At 67.4% G+C, this 20,449-nt stretch carries 22 protein-coding genes; 10 read left to right on the top strand and 12 right to left on the bottom strand.

All coding sequences use genetic code 11. The features are described 5' to 3' along the window. Nucleotides 1–93: 93 nt before the first annotated feature. The 3 genes from AO684_RS13460 (at nt 94) to AO684_RS13450 (ending at nt 2,572) form a co-directional block, all read left to right on the top strand. Nucleotides 94–411 carry a TraR/DksA family transcriptional regulator gene (locus tag AO684_RS13460; protein WP_054303256.1) on the top strand — a complete coding sequence of 106 codons (318 nt, stop codon included), beginning with the start codon at nt 94–96 and terminating at the stop codon, nt 409–411. A gap of 16 nt (nt 412–427) precedes the next feature. After that, on the top strand, nt 428–613 hold the full coding sequence (locus AO684_RS13455) for a hypothetical protein (protein WP_054303255.1): 186 nt from the start codon (nt 428–430) through the stop codon (nt 611–613). Nucleotides 614–751: 138 nt separating this feature from the next. Beyond that, nucleotides 752–2,572 (top strand): enoyl-CoA hydratase-related protein, encoded by a 1,821-nt coding sequence (locus tag AO684_RS13450; RefSeq protein ID WP_054303254.1) that lies wholly within the window; start codon nt 752–754, stop codon nt 2,570–2,572. A gap of 3 nt (nt 2,573–2,575) precedes the next feature. Here the strand turns inward: AO684_RS13450 and AO684_RS13445 are convergent, their stop codons facing one another. After that, nucleotides 2,576–2,791 carry a hypothetical protein gene (locus tag AO684_RS13445; RefSeq protein ID WP_054303253.1) on the bottom strand — a complete coding sequence of 72 codons (216 nt, stop codon included), beginning with the start codon at nt 2,789–2,791 and terminating at the stop codon, nt 2,576–2,578. Between the two features lie 154 nt (nt 2,792–2,945). Between AO684_RS13445 and AO684_RS13440 the strand changes: the two genes are divergently transcribed. Next, the gene (locus AO684_RS13440; protein WP_235451286.1) at nt 2,946–3,581 is read left to right on the top strand and encodes a malonic semialdehyde reductase; all 636 of its coding nucleotides are present in this window, start codon (nt 2,946–2,948) and stop codon (nt 3,579–3,581) included. A 74-nt stretch (nt 3,582–3,655) separates the two neighbouring features. Next, entirely contained in the window at nt 3,656–3,907 is a 252-nt protein-coding gene (locus AO684_RS13435) for a DUF2312 domain-containing protein (protein ID WP_054303252.1), read from the top strand. Nucleotides 3,908–3,938: 31 nt separating this feature from the next. Here the strand turns inward: AO684_RS13435 and AO684_RS13430 are convergent, their stop codons facing one another. The 4 genes from AO684_RS13430 to AO684_RS13415 all read right to left on the bottom strand — a co-directional run bounded on the left by AO684_RS13430 (nt 3,939) and on the right by AO684_RS13415 (nt 7,840). Beyond that, nucleotides 3,939–5,504, bottom strand: a complete 1,566-nt coding sequence (locus tag AO684_RS13430; protein WP_054303251.1) for a CRTAC1 family protein — start codon at nt 5,502–5,504, stop codon at nt 3,939–3,941. Next, entirely contained in the window at nt 5,501–6,802 is a 1,302-nt protein-coding gene (locus AO684_RS13425; protein ID WP_200907818.1) for a vanadium-dependent haloperoxidase, read from the bottom strand. The genes AO684_RS13430 and AO684_RS13425 overlap by 4 nt, the downstream gene beginning before the upstream one ends. A 76-nt stretch (nt 6,803–6,878) precedes the next feature. After that, nucleotides 6,879–7,220: a helix-turn-helix transcriptional regulator gene (locus AO684_RS13420; protein WP_054303250.1), complete on the bottom strand. Its 342-nt coding sequence runs from the start codon at nt 7,218–7,220 to the stop codon at nt 6,879–6,881. A gap of 107 nt (nt 7,221–7,327) precedes the next feature. Then, on the bottom strand, nt 7,328–7,840 hold the full coding sequence (locus tag AO684_RS13415) for a flavin reductase family protein (protein ID WP_054303271.1): 513 nt from the start codon (nt 7,838–7,840) through the stop codon (nt 7,328–7,330). A 134-nt stretch (nt 7,841–7,974) separates the two neighbouring features. Between AO684_RS13415 and AO684_RS13410 the strand changes: the two genes are divergently transcribed. Then, complete coding sequence (locus AO684_RS13410) at nt 7,975–9,117, top strand: alpha-D-ribose 1-methylphosphonate 5-triphosphate diphosphatase (protein ID WP_054303249.1); 1,143 nt, start codon at nt 7,975–7,977, stop codon at nt 9,115–9,117. A 70-nt stretch (nt 9,118–9,187) separates the two neighbouring features. Next, nucleotides 9,188–10,108 (top strand): CehA/McbA family metallohydrolase, encoded by a 921-nt coding sequence (locus AO684_RS13405; RefSeq protein WP_054303270.1) that lies wholly within the window; start codon nt 9,188–9,190, stop codon nt 10,106–10,108. Here the strand turns inward: AO684_RS13405 and AO684_RS13400 are convergent. Next, nucleotides 10,088–10,780, bottom strand: a complete 693-nt coding sequence (locus tag AO684_RS13400; RefSeq protein WP_054303248.1) for a PAS domain-containing protein — start codon at nt 10,778–10,780, stop codon at nt 10,088–10,090. The two genes, AO684_RS13405 and AO684_RS13400, sit on opposite strands and share 21 nt — an antisense overlap. 139 nt (nt 10,781–10,919) lie before the next feature. Between AO684_RS13400 and AO684_RS13395 the strand changes: the two genes are divergently transcribed. From AO684_RS13395 to AO684_RS13385, 3 genes are read left to right on the top strand one after another with little or no spacing between them, the layout of a single operon-like run. Further along, nucleotides 10,920–11,813 (top strand): YicC/YloC family endoribonuclease, encoded by an 894-nt coding sequence (locus AO684_RS13395; protein WP_054303269.1) that lies wholly within the window; start codon nt 10,920–10,922, stop codon nt 11,811–11,813. A gap of 2 nt (nt 11,814–11,815) precedes the next feature. Beyond that, nucleotides 11,816–12,451 carry a guanylate kinase gene (gmk, locus tag AO684_RS13390; protein WP_054303268.1) on the top strand — a complete coding sequence of 212 codons (636 nt, stop codon included), beginning with the start codon at nt 11,816–11,818 and terminating at the stop codon, nt 12,449–12,451. Beyond that, on the top strand, nt 12,448–12,972 hold the full coding sequence (locus AO684_RS13385; RefSeq protein WP_054303247.1) for a gamma carbonic anhydrase family protein: 525 nt from the start codon (nt 12,448–12,450) through the stop codon (nt 12,970–12,972). The genes gmk and AO684_RS13385 overlap by 4 nt, the downstream gene beginning before the upstream one ends. Here the strand turns inward: AO684_RS13385 and AO684_RS13380 are convergent, their stop codons facing one another. The 6 genes from AO684_RS13380 to hutI form a co-directional block, all read right to left on the bottom strand. After that, on the bottom strand, nt 12,973–13,626 hold the full coding sequence (locus AO684_RS13380; RefSeq protein ID WP_054303246.1) for a flavin reductase family protein: 654 nt from the start codon (nt 13,624–13,626) through the stop codon (nt 12,973–12,975). A gap of 95 nt (nt 13,627–13,721) precedes the next feature. Beyond that, complete coding sequence (gene hutU / locus AO684_RS13375) at nt 13,722–15,404, bottom strand: urocanate hydratase (protein ID WP_054303245.1); 1,683 nt, start codon at nt 15,402–15,404, stop codon at nt 13,722–13,724. Nucleotides 15,405–15,415: 11 nt separating this feature from the next. Continuing rightward, nucleotides 15,416–16,555, bottom strand: a complete 1,140-nt coding sequence (locus AO684_RS13370) for an acyl-CoA dehydrogenase family protein (protein WP_054303244.1) — start codon at nt 16,553–16,555, stop codon at nt 15,416–15,418. Then, nucleotides 16,548–17,687 (bottom strand): CaiB/BaiF CoA-transferase family protein, encoded by a 1,140-nt coding sequence (locus tag AO684_RS13365; protein WP_054303243.1) that lies wholly within the window; start codon nt 17,685–17,687, stop codon nt 16,548–16,550. Before AO684_RS13365 ends, AO684_RS13370 begins: the two co-directional genes overlap by 8 nt. Then, nucleotides 17,684–19,216, bottom strand: a complete 1,533-nt coding sequence (gene hutH / locus AO684_RS13360; protein ID WP_054303242.1) for a histidine ammonia-lyase — start codon at nt 19,214–19,216, stop codon at nt 17,684–17,686. The genes AO684_RS13365 and hutH overlap by 4 nt, the downstream gene beginning before the upstream one ends. After that, entirely contained in the window at nt 19,206–20,393 is a 1,188-nt protein-coding gene (gene hutI / locus AO684_RS13355; protein WP_152968425.1) for an imidazolonepropionase, read from the bottom strand. The genes hutH and hutI overlap by 11 nt, the downstream gene beginning before the upstream one ends. Nucleotides 20,394–20,449: the final 56 nt, after the last annotated feature.

Here is a 20,449-nt window from a genome sequence, read left to right as displayed (position 1 = left end):
TTGCAAGATTTGAATGTGATTTCTGTTGACTTGCATCAAGGTGCGCGGGCGCTGGCGGCGTAAACTGCCCTTACGCGAAGAGGAGGCCTTGCCATGATCCCTGTCACCACCCGGAAGACCCAGCTTGAACGTCGGCTGGCACAATTGCAGGCGCGGCTTGCCGCCATCGAAACTGAACTCGACAGCCATGATGCCCGCGACTGGGAGGAAATGGCGACCGAGCGGGAAGGGGATGAGGTGCTGGAGGGCATCGGTCTGTCCGGTCAGCAGGAAATGCGGATGATCGAGGCCGCGCTGCACCGCATTGAGGCCGGTGAATATGGATATTGCGTGAAATGCGGCGCCGAGATCGGGCAGGAGCGGCTGGATGTCGTGCCCTTCACGCCTTTCTGCCGCGCATGCGCGGTGTGACCCGAGGGAGGAAGCAATGACTGACAAGCAGCAGGCCGCCCGTGAACAGGGGCTGATGGGGCTTTTCGCCGAAATGCAGGCGCTGATCGGGGTCTTGCCCACGGCTATGATGCCACTGGCGCCGATCACACCGAAAACCGCAGCCGAGCGCGCGGCCGAGCAGGAAGAGATAGAGGCCGGTTTCGACAATATGCCGGTTTGACGCGCCGCGCCGCCGCCGCGCGGGCGGTCTGATGCCGAAAGCAGGGCCAACAGCTTGGTTTGACAGCAAAACGCGGCTGGCGGGATTGTCAAACGCCCCGTTTGGGGGCTTACTGCCCCTAATCGCAAGGGGGCAGGTATGACGGACAGCGGACATCCGGTGCGGCTGGAGCTTGAGGGTTCGGTTGCGGTTCTGGTGCTGGATGCTGCCCCGGTCAATGCGCTGGGTGCAGGCCTGCGCCGCGCGATCCTTGCGGCGCTACGCGATGCAGAGGCCAATCCCGATGTCAGTGCTCTGGTCCTGCGGGCCGAGGGGCGCAGTTTTCCGGTCGGGGCCGATATCACGGAATTTGGCCTGCCACCGGCAGAGCCTGCCTTGCCGGACCTTTGTGACCGGATCGAAGCCTGTCCCAAGCCGGTGATTGCCGCCATCCATGGCACGGCGCTCGGGGGGGGGCTGGAACTCGCGCTGGCCGCGCATTCACGGGTGGCGCTGGCCTCGGCGCGGGTCGGCTTCCCCGAGGTGACGCTGGGCATTCTGCCGGGGGCGGGTGGCACGCAACGGCTGCCACGTCTGATCGGCGCGGAACACGCGCTGCGGATGATGCTCGACGGCAAACCGGTTTCTGCGGCAGAGGCGCTGGCCCTCGGCATTCTGGACGAGGTGGTGGAAGACGGTCTGGAAGCTGCGGCCCTGCGGCGGGCGCAGGCGCTGGCCGGGCAGCCGCCGCTGCGCAGCCAGGACCGGACCGAGGGCGTCCGGGACGGCATCGCCTATCACCGGGCGGTCGCGCAGGCACGCACGCAGGTCGAGGGGGGGCGCCTGCCCGCCCCGGCCCGGATCGTGGATTGTGTTGAAGCGGCGCAGCTTTTGCCTTTTGACATGGGGCAGGCATTCGAACGTGCCGCCTTTGACGATCTGGTCTCGACCCCCGAATCCGCCGCGCTGCGCCATGCCTTCTTTGCTGAACGTGGGGCGCAACGGCCGCCGCCGGGCACACCACTGGCCCGGATGCCGCAGCGCATCGGCATTTTCGGTGCGCGGACGGCGGATCTGGCATTGCCTGCCCTGATGGCGGGGCTGGATGTCGTGCTGGTCGACCCCAATCGCCCGCTTCTGGTCGAGGCGCTGGAGCGGATCGCCACGGCGCAGGAGCGGCAGGTGACGGAAGGGCAGATCCAGCCTGCGGTGCGCGATGCGCAATGGGCGCGGCTGAGCCCGGCGCTGGGCGCGGCGGCACTGGCGGAATGCGAGCTTGTTTTGCTGGGCGAGGCGGGGTTTCTGGCCGAGGCGATGGAGGCGACCGCCCCCGGCACGACCCTTGCGCTGATCGTCCGGGCCGAGGTGGCGGAAAGCGGGGCGCGGCTGGCCGATGTTCTGGGTTTCCGCCCGGCGGGGCGGCGCCTGATCGAGGTGGTGGCCGGGCCGCAGACCTCGGGCATGGCGCAGGCACGGGCCATTGCCCTGGCGCGCGGGCTGGGGATGGAGGCGCTGCGCTGCGCCGCTCCGGGCGGGATTGGTGCCCGCGTCATGGCCAGAGGGCGCGCGGCGGTGGCCTATATGCTGGCGCAGGGCGAAACACCGGCGGCGCTGGCCGGTGCCCTTGCCGATTACGGACTGCAATCACTTGTGCCCGAGGCGCCGGAAAATGCCCCGCCGACTCCGGCGGCCGCACGCCTCGCCGGGCGCGTACTGGGCGCCATGGCGAACGAGGGCGCCCGCCTTCTGGGCGAGGGGCTGGTTGCGCGGCCGTCGGATGTGGATTTCGCTCTGCTGGCGGGCAGCGGATTTGCGCGCTGGCAGGGCGGGCCGATGTTCTGGGCTGACCGGCGCGGGCCGATTCTGCTGCGGCATGACCTTGAACGCTGGGCCGAGGAGCGGCCCGACCTGTGGTCACCCGCGCCGCTGATCGCGGAGCTGGGGGCGCGGGGCGGTCACTTCTCTGACCGCAACCGCTGAGGCTCAGGTCAGCAGGATGCCGCTGACCACCATCATCAGCCCGATGGCCGACACACCAAGCGCGCCCATGTTCAGCACCACCACCCGCTGAAGCCGGACCCGCAGTTCATCGTCATTGGCAGAGGTGCTGCGCGCCTTCACGGCCAGCAGGATGCACCAGATCAGCCCTCCGATTCCGGCAAGCGATACGGCGGCTCCCAGCAGGATCAGCAGTTGCATCGTGGATGTCCCCTTCGTCTGTCGCGCCCGCTGTTCCCTTGCGCTCCCTTGCCGGGGGCGGGAATCTGTGCAGGCTGGCCGCAGGCCGAGTTCCGGCCTAACCGAAGCGGCAGGGCGCTGGCAAGTCTGCAATGGCATTAAGGGAGATGCGGGAATGACGGAAATGTCGACGGTCAAGCGGATCGAGGCGGCGCGGGCGGCCATGTCCGACCTGCCGGAAGCGGGGCTGGACCTGCTGTTCCGCGCAGCGCAGACCCATCACGGCTGGCAGGACCGCCCCGTTCCGGCGCAGTTGCTGGAACAGGTGCTTGATCTGGCGAAGATGGGGCCGACCGCCTTCAACCAGCAACCGCTGCGGGTGATCTTCGTCACTACAGCCGAGGGCAAGGCCCGGTTGTCCCCGGCAATGAGCCGGGGCAACCATGACAAGACCATGGCAGCGCCCGCGACGGCGATCCTGTGCTACGATCTGGAGTTCTGGCGCAACCTGCCCGAGCTTTGGCCGCAGGCCGATGTGCAGGGGTACTACAACAAGTCCCTTGATGCGGCGCGGGAAAGTGCGCAGCGCAACGGCACATTGCAGGCGGGCTATTTCCTGATGGCGGCGCGGGCTTTGGGGCTGGATTGCGGGCCGATGTCGGGTTTCGATAAGGCGAAGGTGGCCGATGCCTTCCTGCAAGGGCGGCCGTGGGAGGTGAATTTCCTGATGAACCTTGGCTATGGCCTGCCGGAAAAGGTGAACCCGCGCGCGCCACGGCTGCCTTTTGCCCGCATGGCCGAGATCGTCTGACGCTGCGCTTGATCCGCCCCCGCACGGGCGCTAGGGAGGGCGGGGTCGCGATCCCGCGCAAGAGGAAGAGCAAGATGAGCCAACAAGACTCGTATGAGGTGACCGCCGACGAACTGCGCCAGTTCGTCGAACGGATCGAGCATCTGGAGCAGGAAAAGAAGGACATCGCCGAGCAGATCAAGGAAGTCTATGCCGAGGCCAAGGGCCGGGGCTATGACACCAAGGCGCTGCGGTCGATCATTTCCATGCGCAAGAAAGACAAGGACCAGCTGGCCGAGGAAGAAGCGGTGCTGGAAATCTACAAGCAGGCTCTGGGCATGCAGTGATGACCGGCCCCGCCTGTCCGGCGGGGCAGTCTTACGGCGCCGGGGCGGGGCTGCCGCCGCGCGGCAGGTGCCAGACCTGACCGGCGGCCAGTGTCGTCCAGTCGCCCGCCGTGCCATCAGGCCAGATCACCCGCACTTCGGCCTCTGATGCGGTGCCAAGGCCGAAATGGCGCGGGCCAAGTTGCCCGCCGCCATGGCCGCCGCCCACGGTGATTTCCTGCCTTTGGGTTTTGCCTCCGCTCCGCACTTCCACCCAGCCATTCACGGCGTCGCGGTTCGGTGCGGGCTGTACCGGGCGCAGCGCGATCCAGGTGCCGGGCGCCCCGGTGCCGGTGTTACGCCAGATCTCTGCCGGGGCATTGCGGTTTACCACCACCAGATCCAGCCAGCCGTCGCCATCCAGATCTGTAACGGCGCCGCCACGCGCCACCTTTATCGACGCCACACCTGCCTCGGCCCCGGCCTCGTAAAACGTGCCGTCGGCGCGTTGCAGCAGCAGGTTGTTCGGGTCGTCCGCCGCAAAATCCGGCATGGCCGAGACATTGCCCTTGGCCACGAACAGATCGGCAAGGCCATCGTTGTTCACATCGGCAAACTCGGGGTGCCAGGCTGTCGAGGGCCGCACATCCCCGCCCGTATAGGGCCGCTGGGCATGGGCACCGCGCGGGAAGGCATCGTCACGGTAGCGCGGCGGGGCGTCCGGTCCGGGCTGCACCAGCACCTGCAACTTGTTGTCAGCCATCGAGGTCAGGTAAAACTCCGGGTAGCCGTCGCCATCCAGATCGGCGCCAGCGATGCCCATGCCCCAGATCCGCAGTCGCTGCCAGCCCTCGTCCGGCGTGTAAAGCCGGGGCACCGCGCCGGGGTCGAGATGCCAGAGCTGTTCCTGCCCGCCCTTGTAATATTCGCGGTCATTCGACACCCGCAGGCTGGGCCGTCCGCTGCGGTTCCAGTCGGTGAACAGCATGGACAGGCTGCAATAGGATGGCGTCAACGCCAGCGGCGGGGCAAAGCCGGTGGCGGTGCCACGGTGCAGCCAGTTGTCGGTGCAGCTTCCCCAGGGGAAAGCCTCTTCCGCACGGTCAATGTAATTGCCGATGGCGAGCGTGGGGAAGGCGCTGCCTGTCTCCCATGTGGCGGCGAAGGCGGTGGACCAGGCGTCGCCCCCGTCGAAGCCCCAGAGCGCGTTGGCCGGTTCAAACCGGCAGTCGCCCAAGCCTCGCAACAGGCGATTTTCGCCAACGCGCAGCACGGCCAGATCGGTGATGCCGTCGCTGTCGATGTCGACGGGCCATGCGCCTGTCACACCTTCCAGCGCGGTTTCGGGGCTATCGAGCGGGGTGAAGGCCAGCTTGCCGGGCGTGCTGTCATTGCGCCAGAGGCTCGCGGGGGCGGTGCCGCCTGCCATGAACAACTCGGGCCGCCCGTCGCCGGAACAGTCAAAAGCCGCGACGCCGCCGCCGACCATATATTGCCATTCGCCGGTGAAGCTGTGTTCCGGGCCGCCGGTGTAGGCTTCGAACCGGGGCACCGCCGGGGTTTCGGCCTGTGCGGGCAGGGTACCCAGAGCCAGCACCAGCAGGGCGCGGGCGGTCATTGCCGCATCCTCAGCGCATTGGCATGGGTTGCGATGCAGGCGCCCTGTGCCAGACCGCGTTCGATGGCAGCGCGGAAGTGAATGCCGCCATACAGGCGCGAGATCGCCGCCTCCTGCGCTGCCGCGCGGAAATCGGCGAAATGGCGGGCGGGCAGACCATCATCCTCATGCGTGCCATCGTCGAAGGCGTGGTCCTCCCCGAAGATTGCCGTCATCACCTCCGCCGCCGCGCCGGACAGGGTGCTGTGGCCTGACGGGTATTCGGGGAAAGGCGGGGTGATCAGCTGCGGCTCCCATGCCGGGTCGATCACGCGGCGGATATAGGTCACGGGGCGCACCAGATCGAATTCGAACTTGCTGTGCCAGCAGCCGATGAACGCATCGGCCATGCCGATGCCCAGCCGTGCCAGCCCTTCAGCCAGCCGGTCATCGGACAGATTGGCAGCCTCCGCCTGATCCAGCAGGATGGTCAGCCAGTGGCCGGGCGGGGTGGGCGACAGCATCGGATCGTCCGACCAGAAGCGCGCGATGGCAAGCTGTTCGGGCGTCAGGCTGCGCGAGGTGTCATAGACCTCCTGCGCCTCGGCGTGGAAAGCAGATCCCGGCGCCTCGCTATAGGCGGGTGGCGCGGGCAGCGGGCAGGCATTGCCTTCCGGCATGGCAAAGGGCCGGTTGCGGCCCCAGTCGGGCAGCAGCGGTTTCTGTTGCTGCACAATGGCCGAAGTCGGCACCCAATGCGCGGGACCGGGGGTCAGCGTATAGGTTTCGGGGAAACCCATGTTCTCGACCCTGGCGCCGCCGTCGCCTTCGGACCAGGCGATGATGTGATCGGCTATGCGCTGCCCGGCGGCCAGGCTTTCGGCCACAAGCGCGGCATCGCGGTCCGCGCCCAGCCGGTCAGTCAGCCGCTTTTCCATGGCTGCCATGGCGCGTTGCCCGGTCGGGCCGGTATTGCCAAAGAAATAGGGCACGGCGCGGGCAAGAGCACCCTGCATGGTGATGGCCGGGTCCAGTCCGGCGGGCAGATCAGGCAGCGGTGACAGCCCGTTCAGCTGCCCCGCAAGGCTGGCTCCGCTGTCAGCGGTGGCGACCTGCACTTCCCAGGTCGTGACACCCAGATAGCCGAAGGCGCGGGCGGCGACAGGGGGGGAATAGGTCGGGGTGTGGCGGACAAGCTCCAGAACCAGACGATACCAGCCTGTCATCACCTCGGCGGCAGATGGCGGCTCGGCGCGGGCTGTTGCGGGCAACAGCAGCCCCGCGCACAGCATCATCATGGCGACAAATCGCTGGAACATGGCGCTTCCCTCCCCGTTGGCGCTAACACCTTGTCGGGTGCGGCCAGCGAAAAGTCAAACGCCGTCTGAGCGGGGATCAGCCTGCCGGGACGACCGGCGGCTGGCAGAACAGCTCATAGACCATGCCGATCGCAGTGGCGACCTTGGGGTCCTGGATCGAGTAGTACATGACCTTCCCCTCGCGCCGGCAACTGACCAGCCCCTCCAGCCGCAGCCGGGCAAGCTGCTGGCTGACGGCGGCCTGCCGCGAGGACAGAAGGTGCTCCAGCTCGGTCACCGATTTCTCGCCCGCTTGCAGGTGGCACAGGATCATCAGCCGGCCCTCATGTGCCAGCGCCTTCAGGAACCCGGCTGCTGCCGTGGCCTGCACCATCATCTCTTCGGCCGAAAGCCCGCCGCAGCCTTCAAGCGGCTCCATCCCGCCTTCGGGTTCCACAGGGGTCAGTGCGGATGCGTTCATGTTCACCTCGGACCAGTCGCTCGCATCAAGATATGCAGATGTGGTCCATTTTGCAAATGCGGCACTCAGCCACCATGGGCGAAACCGCCCCAGGCACCCTGGCTGAACACCAGCGGCGCGCCGTCGCGCAGGCTGAAGCGCAGTACGCGCCCGACGATGATCAGGTGATCCCCCCCGTCATGGGTAGCGTGCTGTTCACAGTCGAACCGCGCCAGCGCGCCGGGGATCAGCGGCACACCCTCGGGATTGCGGTCGGGCAGGGTGTCGGCGAAGCCGGGACCACCGCGCCCGAACGCGGCGATCCGGTCGAACTGATCCACCCCGAGGATATGGATGGCATAGTGCCGGGCGGCGGCGAAAGCGGGAAAGCGGCTCGCGCTGCGGGCGGGTGACCACAGCACCAGCGCCGGGTCGAGCGAGACAGAGGCAAAGCTGTTGGCGGTAAAGCCCAGCGGCCCGTTCGGCCCTTCGGTGGTGACGAGTGTCACCCCGGTGGCGAAGCGTCCCAGCGCATCGCGGAAACTGCGCGCGGTTTCGGGGCCGGGAACCAGCACCGGGTCGGTAAGCTCTGCCGTCATGCTGCGGTTTCCTGCCTCGGACATGATGGTCCCGTTTTGCGGCATTGCAGCGGGCAGGGCAAGGCCGGGCGGCGGTCTTTTCCTGCCGGGCGCGGCAGGGTAGGCAGGGGCGCAGGCGGCGGACGAGGGCAACGATGGGTGATTTCATTCTGGGCAATGCGGTTCTGGTTCTGCCCGACCGGCTGGTGCGCGGCGCACTGGTGGTTGCGGAAGGGCGCATCGCCGAAATCCGCGAAGGCGCCGATCTGCCGCCCGGTGCGCTGGATTGCGGCGGCGATTTTCTGGCACCGGGTCTGATTGAACTGCATACCGACAATCTGGAACGCCACACCGAGCCGCGCCCCAAAGTGCCGTGGCCGCATGAGGCGGCGATTCTGGCCCATGATGCCGAGCTTGCGGGCTGCGGGATCACCACGGTTTTCGATGCCTTGCGGGTGGGGTCTTTGCCCTCGCGCAAGAAGGGGCGGTATGGCGAATATGCCCGCGCGCTGGCCGATGACATTCTGGGCCTGCGCATGGCGGGCGTGCTGAAGATCGACCACCTGCTGCATCTGCGGGCCGAGATCTGTTCGGAAACCCTGCCGGAGGAACTGGCCAAGTTCGGCGCGGCCGATGGTGTGGGCATTGTCAGCCTGATGGATCATACGCCCGGCCAGCGGCAGTTCCGCGACCTGACGCAACTGCGGCATTACCTGATGGGCAAGCATGGCTTCACCGAGGCCGAGTTTGACGCCCATGTCGCCGACCGTCTGGCGCTTTCGGCCGAGGTGGGCGCGGCGCATGAGGCTGCGGCGGTTGCGGCGGCGCGGCGGCTGGGCGCGCATCTCGCGAGCCATGATGATACCACCGGCACGGATGTTGCGCAGTCCGCCGCACATGGTGCGCGCTTTGCCGAATTTCCGACCACGCCAGAGGCCGCACGGGCCTGTCAGGCGGCGGGAATCGCGGTGATGATGGGGGCGCCGAACGTGATCCGGGGCGGGTCGCATTCGGGCAATGTGGCCGCCGAAACGCTGGCGGTTGCGGGCTGTCTGGACATTCTGTCGTCTGATTATGTTCCTGCGGCCCTGCTGCTGGCGGCGCTGCGGCTGGGGGATCTGTGGTCTGATCTGCCACGCGGGGTTGCCACGGTGACGGCGGCGCCGGCAGCGGCGGTGGGCCTGACGGATCGCGGGCGGCTGGTGCCGGGGTTGCGGGCCGATCTGGTCCGCTTCCGCCGCCATGGCGCCACGGTGTTGCTGCGCGGCACCTGGGTCGCGGGGCAGCGTGTGGCCTGAGCCGATGTCGCCCCCGGTCATGCGCCTGCCATGAAACGGTGGCAGGATCGGCGGCAACATGGAGGTTTCGATGCGTCTTTCCGCCTTTTCCACCCCTGGCCGTTTCTGGCGCGGCAATCTGCACACCCATTCCAACCTGTCGGACGGGGCTCTGCCACCAGAGGAAGTTTGCCGCCGCTATCGGGCGGAAGGCTATGATTTCATGGCGTTGACCGATCACTTCGTCGGCTGCTTCGGCTATCCCGTTGCTGACACTGTGCCGTTCCGGGCCGAGGGCTTCACCACGCTGATCGGGGCGGAGCTGCATTCCGGCCCGATGTCCAACGGCGAGCTGTGGCATATCCTCGCCGTTGGCCTGCCGCCGGATTTCGCGCCGGGCAATGCGCCGGACTTCCGTGTGCAGCCGGGGATGGAGACGGGGCCGGAGATTGCCGCCCGCGCCGTGGCGGCGGGGGCCTTCGTCGCCATCGCTCATCCGCAATGGTCGGGCCTGACGCTGGCGGATGCGCGCAGCCTGACGGCGGCCCATGCGGTCGAGGTCTACAACCACGGTTGCGCCATGGGCTGCGACCGGCCGGACGGCTTTGCCATCGCCGATCTGTTGCTGACCGAGGGACGCGACCTCAGCCTGATCGCCACCGATGATGCGCATTTTTCCGAACCCGATCACTTTGGCGGCTGGGTCATGGTGAAGGCCACCGAGAACACGCCCGAGGCGCTGCTGGCGGCGCTGAAGTCGGGACAGTTCTACAGTTCACAAGGCCCGGAACTGCGTGATGTGGTGGTCGAAGGCAACCGGGTGATCGTGGAAAGCTCTGCCGTTGTCTCGGTCATCGTGCAGGGCGCGGGAACGGGGGCGAAGGCGGTGCATGGCCAGTCGATGACCCGCGCCGAAGTGCCGCTTGAGCGGCTGGGCGCCTCGCACTGGCTGCGCGTCACGGTGATTGACGCGGCCGGGCGGCGGGCCTGGTCAAACCCGGTGCGGCGCTGAGGTCTCGTCCAGATCGACCAGTTGCAGATAGGAGGTGCCGCTGCGCGTGGGCCTGACCACGAATTGCGGCCCGGCGGCCTCCAGCATCCGCAGTACGGGCGCGCGCAGGTCGGGGGCGCCGGGGTCCACCGGCTCGGGGGACAGGGCACCGGGGATCAGGCGGCGCGGCTGCCGCCCCACCGTGCCCGACAGCGCAAGGCATCCCAGCGCCGTTTCGGCGCGGGTGCCATCGCTGGCCAGCGGCAGCAGGATCATCCTTCCGGTCAGGGCAGGGCGGCCCAGCCCTGTTTCCGCGGTCAGCGGCGCGTCAAGGATAGCGGGGCGCAGGAAGCACTGATCCAGCGCCACCGCCAGCCGGTTGCGGGCCGCCGGATCGAACACCGACGACAGCGGCATGCCACGCGCATCCATGCCCAGAAGCTCGGTGAAGCTGCTGCCCGCGATGCGCAGACGGCCGACGCCGGGTGCGATGCGTTCCACCAGAAAGGCGCCGCTCAGCGCCCCGGCAATGCCGCGCGGGTCGATCTCGGCGCGGAGCGGCAGCGCCCCGTCGCGGCGCAAAGCCTGCCAGTAGCCCCGGACTTCGGCAATCATCGCGGCGCAACCGGCGCCGGGGGGCTGGCTGTCCTCGCCCGATCCGCCCGGACCATTCCCGAAAAACCGCAATGCCATCGCCTTTCCTCCGCCAGTGCGTGCTGCGGGCCAAATTGCTTACCCGGGAATTAACATACAGGGATTTGTGGCCTTCGGAGCGGGAATCTATACAAATGGTTAAATGCACCGCCCGCGAAGGGCCGATCGGAGAAAGATGATGACGCATTCCATGACGGGCTTTGCCACCCGCAGAGGGCAGGGCGCGGGGGCGGGCTGGATCTGGGATCTGCGCTCGGTCAACGGGAAGGGGCTGGATCTGCGGCTGCGCGTGCCGGACTGGATCGACGGCCTGGAACAGGCGCTGCGCGCCGAACTGGGCCGGGCACTGGGGCGTGGCAACGTGAGCCTCAGCCTGCGCGTCACCCGCGACGCGCCGGAGGCCGAGGCGCTGAGGCTCAATCAGGCGACGCTGCGTGCGGTGCTGGGCGCGCTGGCGACGGTGGAGGCGGCGGCGATGGAAACCGGCGTGACGCTGACGCAGCCGTCACCCGCCGATGTGCTGACCTGGCGCGGCGTGGTGGAAAGCGGCGGGGCAGAGGAAGATACCGCACCGCTGCGCGCCGCGATCCTGGCCGATCTGCCGCCGCTTCTGGCCGATTTCGCCTCCTCGCGTGCGGCGGAAGGGGCTGCGCTGCATACGGTGATCGCGGGCCAGATCGACCGCATCGCGGAATTGCGCGCCGAGGCCGCAGCCCAGGCGGGCCTGCGCGGCACCCGTCAGGCCGAGGCGCTGCGCGCGCAGGTCGGGCGCCTGCTGGAAGCGGCCGAGGCGGCGGATGAGACGCGACTCGCGCAGGAGCTGGCGCTGATCGTGGTTAAAACCGATGTGACCGAAGAACTGGACCGCCTTGCCGCCCATGTGGAGGCCGCGCGCAAGCTGCTGGCGGAACCTGGCAGCGTCGGGCGCAAGTTCGATTTCCTGATGCAGGAATTCATGCGCGAGGCCAATACGCTGTGCTCCAAGGCGCAGGATATCGGGCTGACCCGCATCGGGCTTGACCTCAAGACGGTGATCGACCAGATGCGGGAACAGGTTCAGAACGTGGAATGACCATGATGCGCAAGGGTTTGCTGCTTATCCTCTCGTCGCCCTCGGGGGCGGGCAAATCGACGCTGGCGCGGCGGCTGATGGACTGGGATCCAACGTTGCGGTTTTCGGTTTCCGCCACCACCCGCGCGCCGCGTCCGGGCGAGGTGGACGGGCGCGAATATTACTTCAAATCGCGCGCTGAATTCGAGGCGATGGCGGCGGCGGGCGAAATGCTCGAACATGCCGAGGTGTTCGGCAATTTCTACGGTTCGCCCAAGGGGCCGGTGGAAACCGCGATGGCCGAGGGGCGCGATACGCTCTTTGACATCGACTGGCAGGGCGGGCAGCAGATCCGCAACTCCAGCCTTGGCCGTGATGTGGTGTCGATCTTCGTGCTGCCGCCCTCGATTGCCGAACTTGACCGCCGCCTGCGCGGCCGCGCGCAGGACAGCGACGAGGTGATCGCGGGCCGCATGGCGAAAAGCCGCGACGAGATCAGCCATTGGGCGGAATATGATTATGTCATCGTCAACCATGACATCGACACGGCCTTCGGGGAACTGGTGACGATCCTCAGGGCCGAACGCATGCGCCGCGACCGTCAGCCCGGCCTGCCGGAGTTCGTTCGCGGCCTTAACAGGGAGTTTGATGCGCGATGATCTATGAGCTTGACGGTGTGGCACCACAGATCGCCCCGGATGCCTGGGTGGCGCCGGATGCCAATCTGATCGGCAAGGTGGTTCTGGAAGCCCGCGCCTCGGTCTGGTTCGGCGTGACCATGCGCGGCGACAACGAGGAAATCCGCGTCGGCGCAGGGTCGAATGTGCAGGAAAACTGCGTGCTGCATACCGATATGGGCTATCCGCTGATCATTGGCGCCAACTGCACGATTGGGCACAAGGCGATGTTGCATGGCTGCATCATCGGCGACGGCAGCCTGATCGGCATGGGGGCCACGGTGCTGAATGGTGCGAAGATTGGCAAGGGCTGCCTGATCGGCGCCGGGGCGCTGATCACCGAGGGGAAGGAAATCCCCGATGGCAGTCTGGTCATGGGCGCGCCGGGCAAGGTGGTGCGGCAACTGGACGAGACTGCGCGGGCGCGGCTCTTGAAATCTGCGGAAGGCTACCGCGCCAATGCGGCGCGGTTCCGGGCCGGGATGAAGCCGGTCACGGGTTGATCAGGCTTTGCCTTCCAGCCCCGCCGCTGCGGCGCCGGTCGCGCCGGGGATGGGCATGGTGAAAGTCTCCGCGAAGCTGGTGTAATCGTGATAGCCGACGCGGGCGAGCGGCCGGATTTTCGCGTAGTCCAGCTTGCCATCCGGTGTCAGCACATGATCGGCGACATGGATGCGCACGACCTCGCCGAACACCACATCGACCCAGCCGTGCCCTGAATTGCCGCGCAGGCGGTGGGTGGAGAGGTAACGGCATTCGAAATGCGCCGGGCTTTCGGCCACGCGCGGCCCCGGCGCGTCGATGCAGGGCGCGGCGGTGACGCCCGCGCGCAGGAATTCATCGTCACCCTCGGGCCATTCCACCGCGCTCTGGTTCATTGCCTCGCGCAGGTCATAGGTGCACATGTTCCAGACGAACCAGCCGGTTTCCTCGGCATTGATCACGGTATGTTTGCGGCGGCCGTCGGAATATTGGTTGGCGGCGAACATCACCATCGGCGGATCGAAGGTCAGGTTCTGCCACTGGCTGTAGGGCGCGAGATTGGCGACCCCGGCTTTCGAGATGGTGGACAGCCAGCCGATCGGACGCGGCACGGTGCAGGCCTTGAACGGGGAATAGGGCAGCGGGCAGGGTTCGGACCCCGGAGCGTAATGCATGTAAGGTTCCTTCCGTTGGCGCGGGTTTTCCGGTGCGGACCGGGGGTTTCACACCCCCGGTCCCCCGTGGAGTATTTCGGCAAGAAGCAGGAAGCTCAATTGCCGAGGATGCCGGGCAGGCGCAGCCCGTGATCGCGCGCGCAATCGAGTGCGATGTCATAGCCCGCATCGGCATGGCGCATGACGCCGGAGGCCGGATCGTTCCACAGCACGCGTTCAAGGCGTTTCGCGGCCTCGGGCGTGCCGTCGGCCACGATCACCACACCTGAATGCTGCGAGAAGCCCATGCCGACGCCGCCGCCGTGATGCAGGCTGACCCAGGTGGCGCCCGAGGCGGTATTGGTCAGCGCGTTCAGAAGCGGCCAGTCCGACACGGCATCCGAGCCGTCACGCATGGCTTCGGTCTCGCGGTTGGGCGAGGCGACGGAGCCCGAATCGAGGTGGTCGCGGCCGATGACCACGGGGGCCTTGAGTTCGCCGCTGGCAACCATCTCGTTGAACATCAACCCGGCGCGGTGGCGGTCGCCAAGGCCGATCCAGCAGATGCGCGCGGGCAGGCCCTGGAAGGCGATGCGTTCGCCCGCCATGTCAAGCCAGCGGTGCAGGTGTTTGTTTTCCGGGAAGAGTTTCTTCATCGCGGCATCGGTTTTCGCAATGTCCTCGGGGTCGCCGGAGAGCGCGGCCCAGCGGAACGGGCCGATGCCCTTGCAGAACAGCGGGCGGATATAGGCCGGCACGAAGCCGGGGAAGGCGAAGGCGTTTTCCAGCCCCTCGTCCTTGGCCACCTGACGGATGTTGTTGCCGTAATCGAGGGTGGGCACGCCGGCCTCATGGAAGCCGACCATGGCGGCGACATGCTGTTTCATCGAAGCGCGGGCGGCGCGTTCGACTTCGACAGGCGCGGCTTCCTGTTTGGCACGCCAGTCGCCCACGCTCCACCCCGCCGGGCAGTAACCATGCAGCGGGTCATGGGCGGAGGTCTGGTCGGTCACGATGTCGGGACGGGGGCCGCCCTCCTTCATGCGCTTCAGGAGTTCGGGGAAGACCTCGGCGGCGTTGCCCAGCAGGCCCACCGATTTGGCTTCGCCCTTCGCCGTCCAGTCGGCGATCAGCGCCAGCGCCTCATCCAGCGTTTTCGCCTTGGCATCAACGTAGCGGGTGCGCAGGCGGAAGTCGATGCGGGTCTCGTCCACCTCGACCGCGAGGCAGCAGGCCCCGGCCATCACGGCGGCCAGCGGCTGCGCGCCGCCCATGCCGCCAAGACCGCCGGTCAGCACCCATTTCCCGGTCAGATCGCCTGCGTAATGCTGGCGTCCGGCCTCGGCGAAGGTCTCGTAGGTGCCCTGCACGATGCCCTGGGTGCCGATATAGATCCAGGACCCGGCGGTCATCTGGCCGTACATCATCAGGCCCTTGCGATCCAATTCGTTGAAATGTTCCCATGTCGCCCAATGCGGCACAAGGTTCGAATTGGCGATCAGCACGCGGGGGGCATCGGCATGGGTGCGCACGATGGCGACGGGTTTGCCCGATTGCACCAGCAGGGTTTCATCGGCCTCCAGATCCTTCAGCGCGGCGCAGATGCGGTCGAAATCCTCCCACGTCCGGGCGGCGCGGCCGATGCCGCCATAGACCACCAGCTCATGCGGGTTTTCCGCCACATCGGGGTGGAGGTTGTTCATCAGCATGCGCAGCGCCGCTTCGGCCTGCCAGTTCTTTGCATTCAGCGTGGTGCCGGTGGGCGGATAGATGTCGCGGGTGTTGTGACGGCTGTTCATGGAAGAGATCCTCAGGCGAGCAGATGAGCGGCGATGATGCCGCGCTGGATTTCGGAAGAGCCTTCGTAGATCCGCATGATGCGGACATCGCGGGCGTGGCGTTCAAGCGGGAAATCGGCGGTGTAGCCATAGCCGCCATGCAGTTGCAGCGCGCCATCGGTGACGCGCCCGGCCATTTCGGAGGCAGCGAGTTTGGCCATGCTGGCGGCCTCGCTGAAGCGCAGGCCGAGGGCGCGTTGGCGCGCGGCCTCCAGCGCCAGAAGGCGGGCAGAACGCAGGTCCAGCGCCATGTCGGCCAGTTGCCAGCGGATGCCCTGACGATTGGCCAGGGCCTCGCCGCCGATGATGCGGGTCTTGCTCCACTCCACGGCGGCGTCCAGCGCTGCCTGTGCGATGCCGATGCACATGGCGGCGACCTCGACCCGGCCATTGTCCAGCACCTTCATCGCGGTGCGGAAGCCGGTGCCTTCGTCACCCAGCAGCGCTTCGGCCGGCAGGTGGCAATCCAGATCCAGTTCCCACACATGGCCGCCGCGTAGGCCCATGGTGCGTTCGGCGCGGCCGGGCGTCAGGCCGGGAATGCCTTTCGGCACGAGGAAGGCGCTGATGCCCCTGTGGGCTTTGGCCGGATCAGTGACGGCGTAGACGATGACGAAATCGGCCACGCCGCCGTTGGAGATAAAGCATTTGGCGCCCTTGAGGTGCCAGCCGGTCGCGGTGCGGCTGGCACGGGTGCGCATATCGGCGGGGTCGGACCCGGCGTTGCGTTCGGTCAGCGCAAAGGCCCCCAGCGTGGTGCCTTCGGCGGCCATGGGCAGCCAGTGATCGCGCTGAGCTCCGGTGCCGCCGATCAGGATGGAATCGGTAGCAAGGTAATGCGCGGTCAGCGCCGAGACGGTGGACCCGCAGCCGCCCGCCACAAGTTCGACCGCCCTGAGCAGCGCCTGCGCGCTGATCCCCGCGCCCCAGGGCTCTGGCAGGTTGGCACCCATCATGCCGGTCGCGGCCAGCGCCGCGAGCTGGTCATGGACGAAGGCGCCGCTTTCATCTGTCGCGGCGGCTTTCGGCGCCAGTTCCTGCGCGCAGAAGCGGGCGAGCATGTCGAGGAAGGCGCGTTCCTCGTCGCTGAGCATATGGAAAAGGTCAGTCATGGTCGGCAAGTCCAAGGCGGTGCAGGATCGCGGCGCGGTCGGCGCCAAGCTGCGGCGCGGAGGTGGAGGAGATCGGCTTTTCGCCATTGAAGCGAACGGGTTGCCCGATGGTCCTGGCGTGGCCCAGCACCGGATGCGGCAGGTCGCTGACCAGCCCGCGCGCCTGCGCATGGGGGCTTTCCGCCGCCTGCGCCAGCGTTTGCACCTCGGCTGTGGGGATGCCCGCGCCAGCAAGGGCGGCGACCACTTCGGCCATCGGGCGCGGGCCTGTCCAGGCCTCGATCATCGCGCGGACCTCGGGTTCATGCGCGGTGCGGGCCTCATCCGTTGCCAGATGCGGTGCGGGCGTCACGCCGATCAGGGCGCAAAGCCGCTGCCACTGACCATCGCCCAGCACCGCGATCACCGCCTGCCCGTCGGCGCAGGCGAAGCATCCGAAGGGGGTGGACAGCGGGTGGCGGTTGCCGGTGCGCGCGGGCGCCTTCCCGGCGTAGAAATGCAGTGCATGGCTGGTGGGCAGCAGGGAGAACAGCGCGTCAAACATTGCCACGTCGATCATGGCGCCTTCGCCAGTGCGGTCACGCTGGTGCAGCGCGGCGAGGATGGCCCAGCTTGCGTAAAGACCGGCCATCAGATCGCCGTAGCTTTCGCCCACCTTCAGGGCCGCGCCGCCTTCCTCGCCCGTTGCGGCCATCAGGCCGGACATGGCCTGCGCCACAAGATCATAGGCCGGAAGGTGTGCTGCCGGGCCAGACTGGCCGAAGCCGGAGATCGAGGCATAGATCAGCCCCGGTTTCGCCGCGCGCAGATCCTCGGCGCCCAGCCCCAGACGGGCCGCGACGCCGGGGCGGAAGTTTTCCACCACCACATCGCACTGCAGCGCAATGTCGCGGGCAAGCGCCTGATCCGCCGGGGATTTCAGATCCAGAACGATGGATTGCTTCCCCCGGTTCACCAGCGTGAACAGCGCGCTTTCACCCTGCACGAAGGGGCCGATATGGCGGTAGTCATCGCCTGAGGGCGGCTCCAGCTTGATGATTTCAGCGCCCAGATCGGCCAGCAGCGCGGTGCAGAACGGACCCGCCAGAACGCGGGTCAGATCGAGCACACGCAGGCCGTCCAGCGGCTTCATGCCAGCGCCGGGGGCGCAATGCCCGCCGCCTCCACCAGTGCGCCGCTGCCGGCCAGACGCGCAGCGGTAGCCAGATCGGGCGCCATGTAGCGGTCGTCTTTCAGCGACGGAACCTCCGTCCGCAACCGCGCCACCACCCCCGCCAGTGGTGCAGAGGTCGCCAGCGGTGCGCGGAATTCCACGCCCTGCGCGGCACACAGCGCCTCGACCCCCAGAATAACGTTCAGGTTCTCGACCATGCGCCCCAGCCGTCGCGCGCCGTGCGCAGCCATGGAGACGTGATCCTCCTGATTGGCGGAGGTCGGCGTGCTGTCGGTGACGCAAGGGTGGGCCAGATGCTTGTTCTCGCTCATCAGCGCCGCGGTGGTGACTTCGGCGATCATCAGGCCCGAATTGAGGCCGGGGTTCGGCGTCAGGAAAGGCGGCAGGTCGAAGCTGAGCGTCGGGTCTACCATCAGCGCCACGCGGCGTTGCGCGATGGCGCCGGTCTCGCTGAGCGCGAGGGCGATCATATCTGCTGCAAAACCAACGGGTTCCGCGTGGAAGTTCCCACCCGAGACAATGGCCCCGTCGCTGAGCACAAGCGGATTGTCGGTGGCGGCATTGGCCTCGATCTCCAGCGTGCGGGCGGCCTGGCGCAGAATGTCCATCGCGGCGCCGGTCACCTGCGGCTGGCAGCGGATGCAGTAAGGGTCCTGCACCCGGCTGTCGCCTTCGCGGTGGCTTTCGCGGATCTCCGACCCGTCCAGCAGCGCGCGCATGAAGGCGGCGGCTTCGATCTGTCCGACGTGACCGCGCAGCGAATGGATTTCCGGCCGCAGGGGCGCGGTCGATCCCATGATCGCATCGGTGGAGAGGGCCGAGACAGTCAGCGCGGTCGTGGCCGCACGCCAGGCGCCAAACAGGCCGGCCAGCGCATAGGCGGTGGAAAACTGGGTGCCGTTGATCAGCGCCAGCCCTTCTTTCGGGCCAAGTGTGATCGGCGAAAGACCAGCATCGGCAAGAGCTTCGGCGGCGGGTTTTACCTGGCCTGCGAACTCTGCCTCGCCCGCGCCCAGCATGGCGGCGGCCATATGTGCCAGCGGTGCCAGATCACCCGAGGCGCCGACCGAGCCCTGCGCCGGGATCACCGGGGTCACGCCCTTGTCGAGCATCGCCTCCAGCATCGCCACGACCTCCCACCGCACGCCCGAGGCACCACGGCCCAGTGACAGCAGCTTCAGCGCCATCATCAGCCGCGCGGTGGCGCGGGGCATCGGGTCGCCCACGCCGCAGCAATGGCTGAGGATCAGGTTTTTCTGAAGCGTTGCAGTATCTTGTGCGGCAATCTTCAGGCTCGCCAGCTTGCCGAAGCCGGTGTTCACCCCATAGACCGGCACGTCGCCCGCGGCGGCGGCGGCGATTCTGGCTGCGGCGGCTTCGACGCCTGCGCGGGCCTCGGGTGCCAGACGCGCCGGGGCTTCGGTGCGCCACAGCCGTTCAAGCTGGTCAAGCGTGGTCTGGCCGGGGATCAGGATTTCAGGCGTCAAGTTGGCCTCCGAAGATGCGGGCGTGAAGGGGCGTGGCCCCGATGCGATAGGCGAGTTCTGCCGGGTGCCGGGCCTGCCAGATCGCCAGATCGGCGCGGAAGCCGGGCGCGATCCGGCCTTCCTCGGTCTGACCCAGTGCGCGGGCGGCGATGCGGGTGGCGCCGGACAGCGCCTCTTCCGGTGTCAGGCGGAACAGGGTGCAGGCCATGTTCATGGCAAGGCAGAGCGAGGTCATCGGCGCGGTGCCGGGGTTGCAATCTGTCGCGACTGCCATGTCGACCCCTGCCGCGCGCAGCGCCGCCACGGGCGGAAGCTGCGTTTCGCGCAGGGCGTAGAAGGCGCCGGGCAGGATCACCGCCACCGTACCCGCCGCTGCCATGGCCTGCGCGCCTTCGGAATCCAGATATTCCAGATGGTCGGCACTCAGCGCCCCGTGCCGCGCCGCCAGCGCCGCGCCATGCAGGTTCGACAATTGTTCGGCATGAAGCTTGACGGGCAGGTTCAATGCGCGTGCCTCGGCAAAGACGCGGGCGATCTGGTCGGGGGAAAAAGCGATACCCTCGCAGAAACCGTCCACCGCATCGACCAAGCCTTCGGCATGGGCGCGGTGCAGGGCGGGGATCACCTGTTCGGTGATGTAATCATCGGCGCGACCTTTGTATTCGGCCGGAATGGCATGGGCACCAAGGAAGGTGGTGCTGATCCGCACCGGGCGCAGGGTGGCCAGCCGCCGCGCCACGCGCAGCATCCGAAGCTCGGTTTCGATGTCCAGGCCATAGCCCGATTTGACCTCGATCCGCGTCACGCCCTCGGTCAGCATCTGGTCCAGCCGGGGCAGCGCCTGCGCGAGCAGGCTGTCCTCTGATGCCGCGCGGGTTGCGCTTACGGTCGAGACAATGCCACCGCCGGCGCGGGCGATTTCTTCGTAAGAGGCGCCGGTCAGCCGCATCTCGAATTCCCGTGCGCGATTGCCGCCAAACACCAGATGGGTGTGACAGTCGATCAGGCCCGGCGTCACCAGCCGTCCGCCCAGATCGGTGACAGGTGCGGCCGAGGCAGGCAGGTCGCCCATCGGCCCGACCCAGGCAATGCGGTCGCCTTCAAGGACAATGGCGGCCTCGGGAATCAGGCCATAGCCCCCCGTCATCGTCGCTACTGTGGCATTGGTCAGAATCATCGCGCTCCCCGCTTGATTTTGTCTGCGCTTGATGTGATTATTTCTGTACATAATAA

It is taken from the genome of Gemmobacter sp. LW-1 (assembly GCF_001303875.1).
Classification (GTDB): Bacteria; Pseudomonadota; Alphaproteobacteria; order Rhodobacterales; family Rhodobacteraceae; genus Gemmobacter; species Gemmobacter caeni.
The sequence above is the reverse complement of the archived record's forward strand: the minus strand, read 5'-3'. Positions and strand labels throughout refer to the sequence as shown.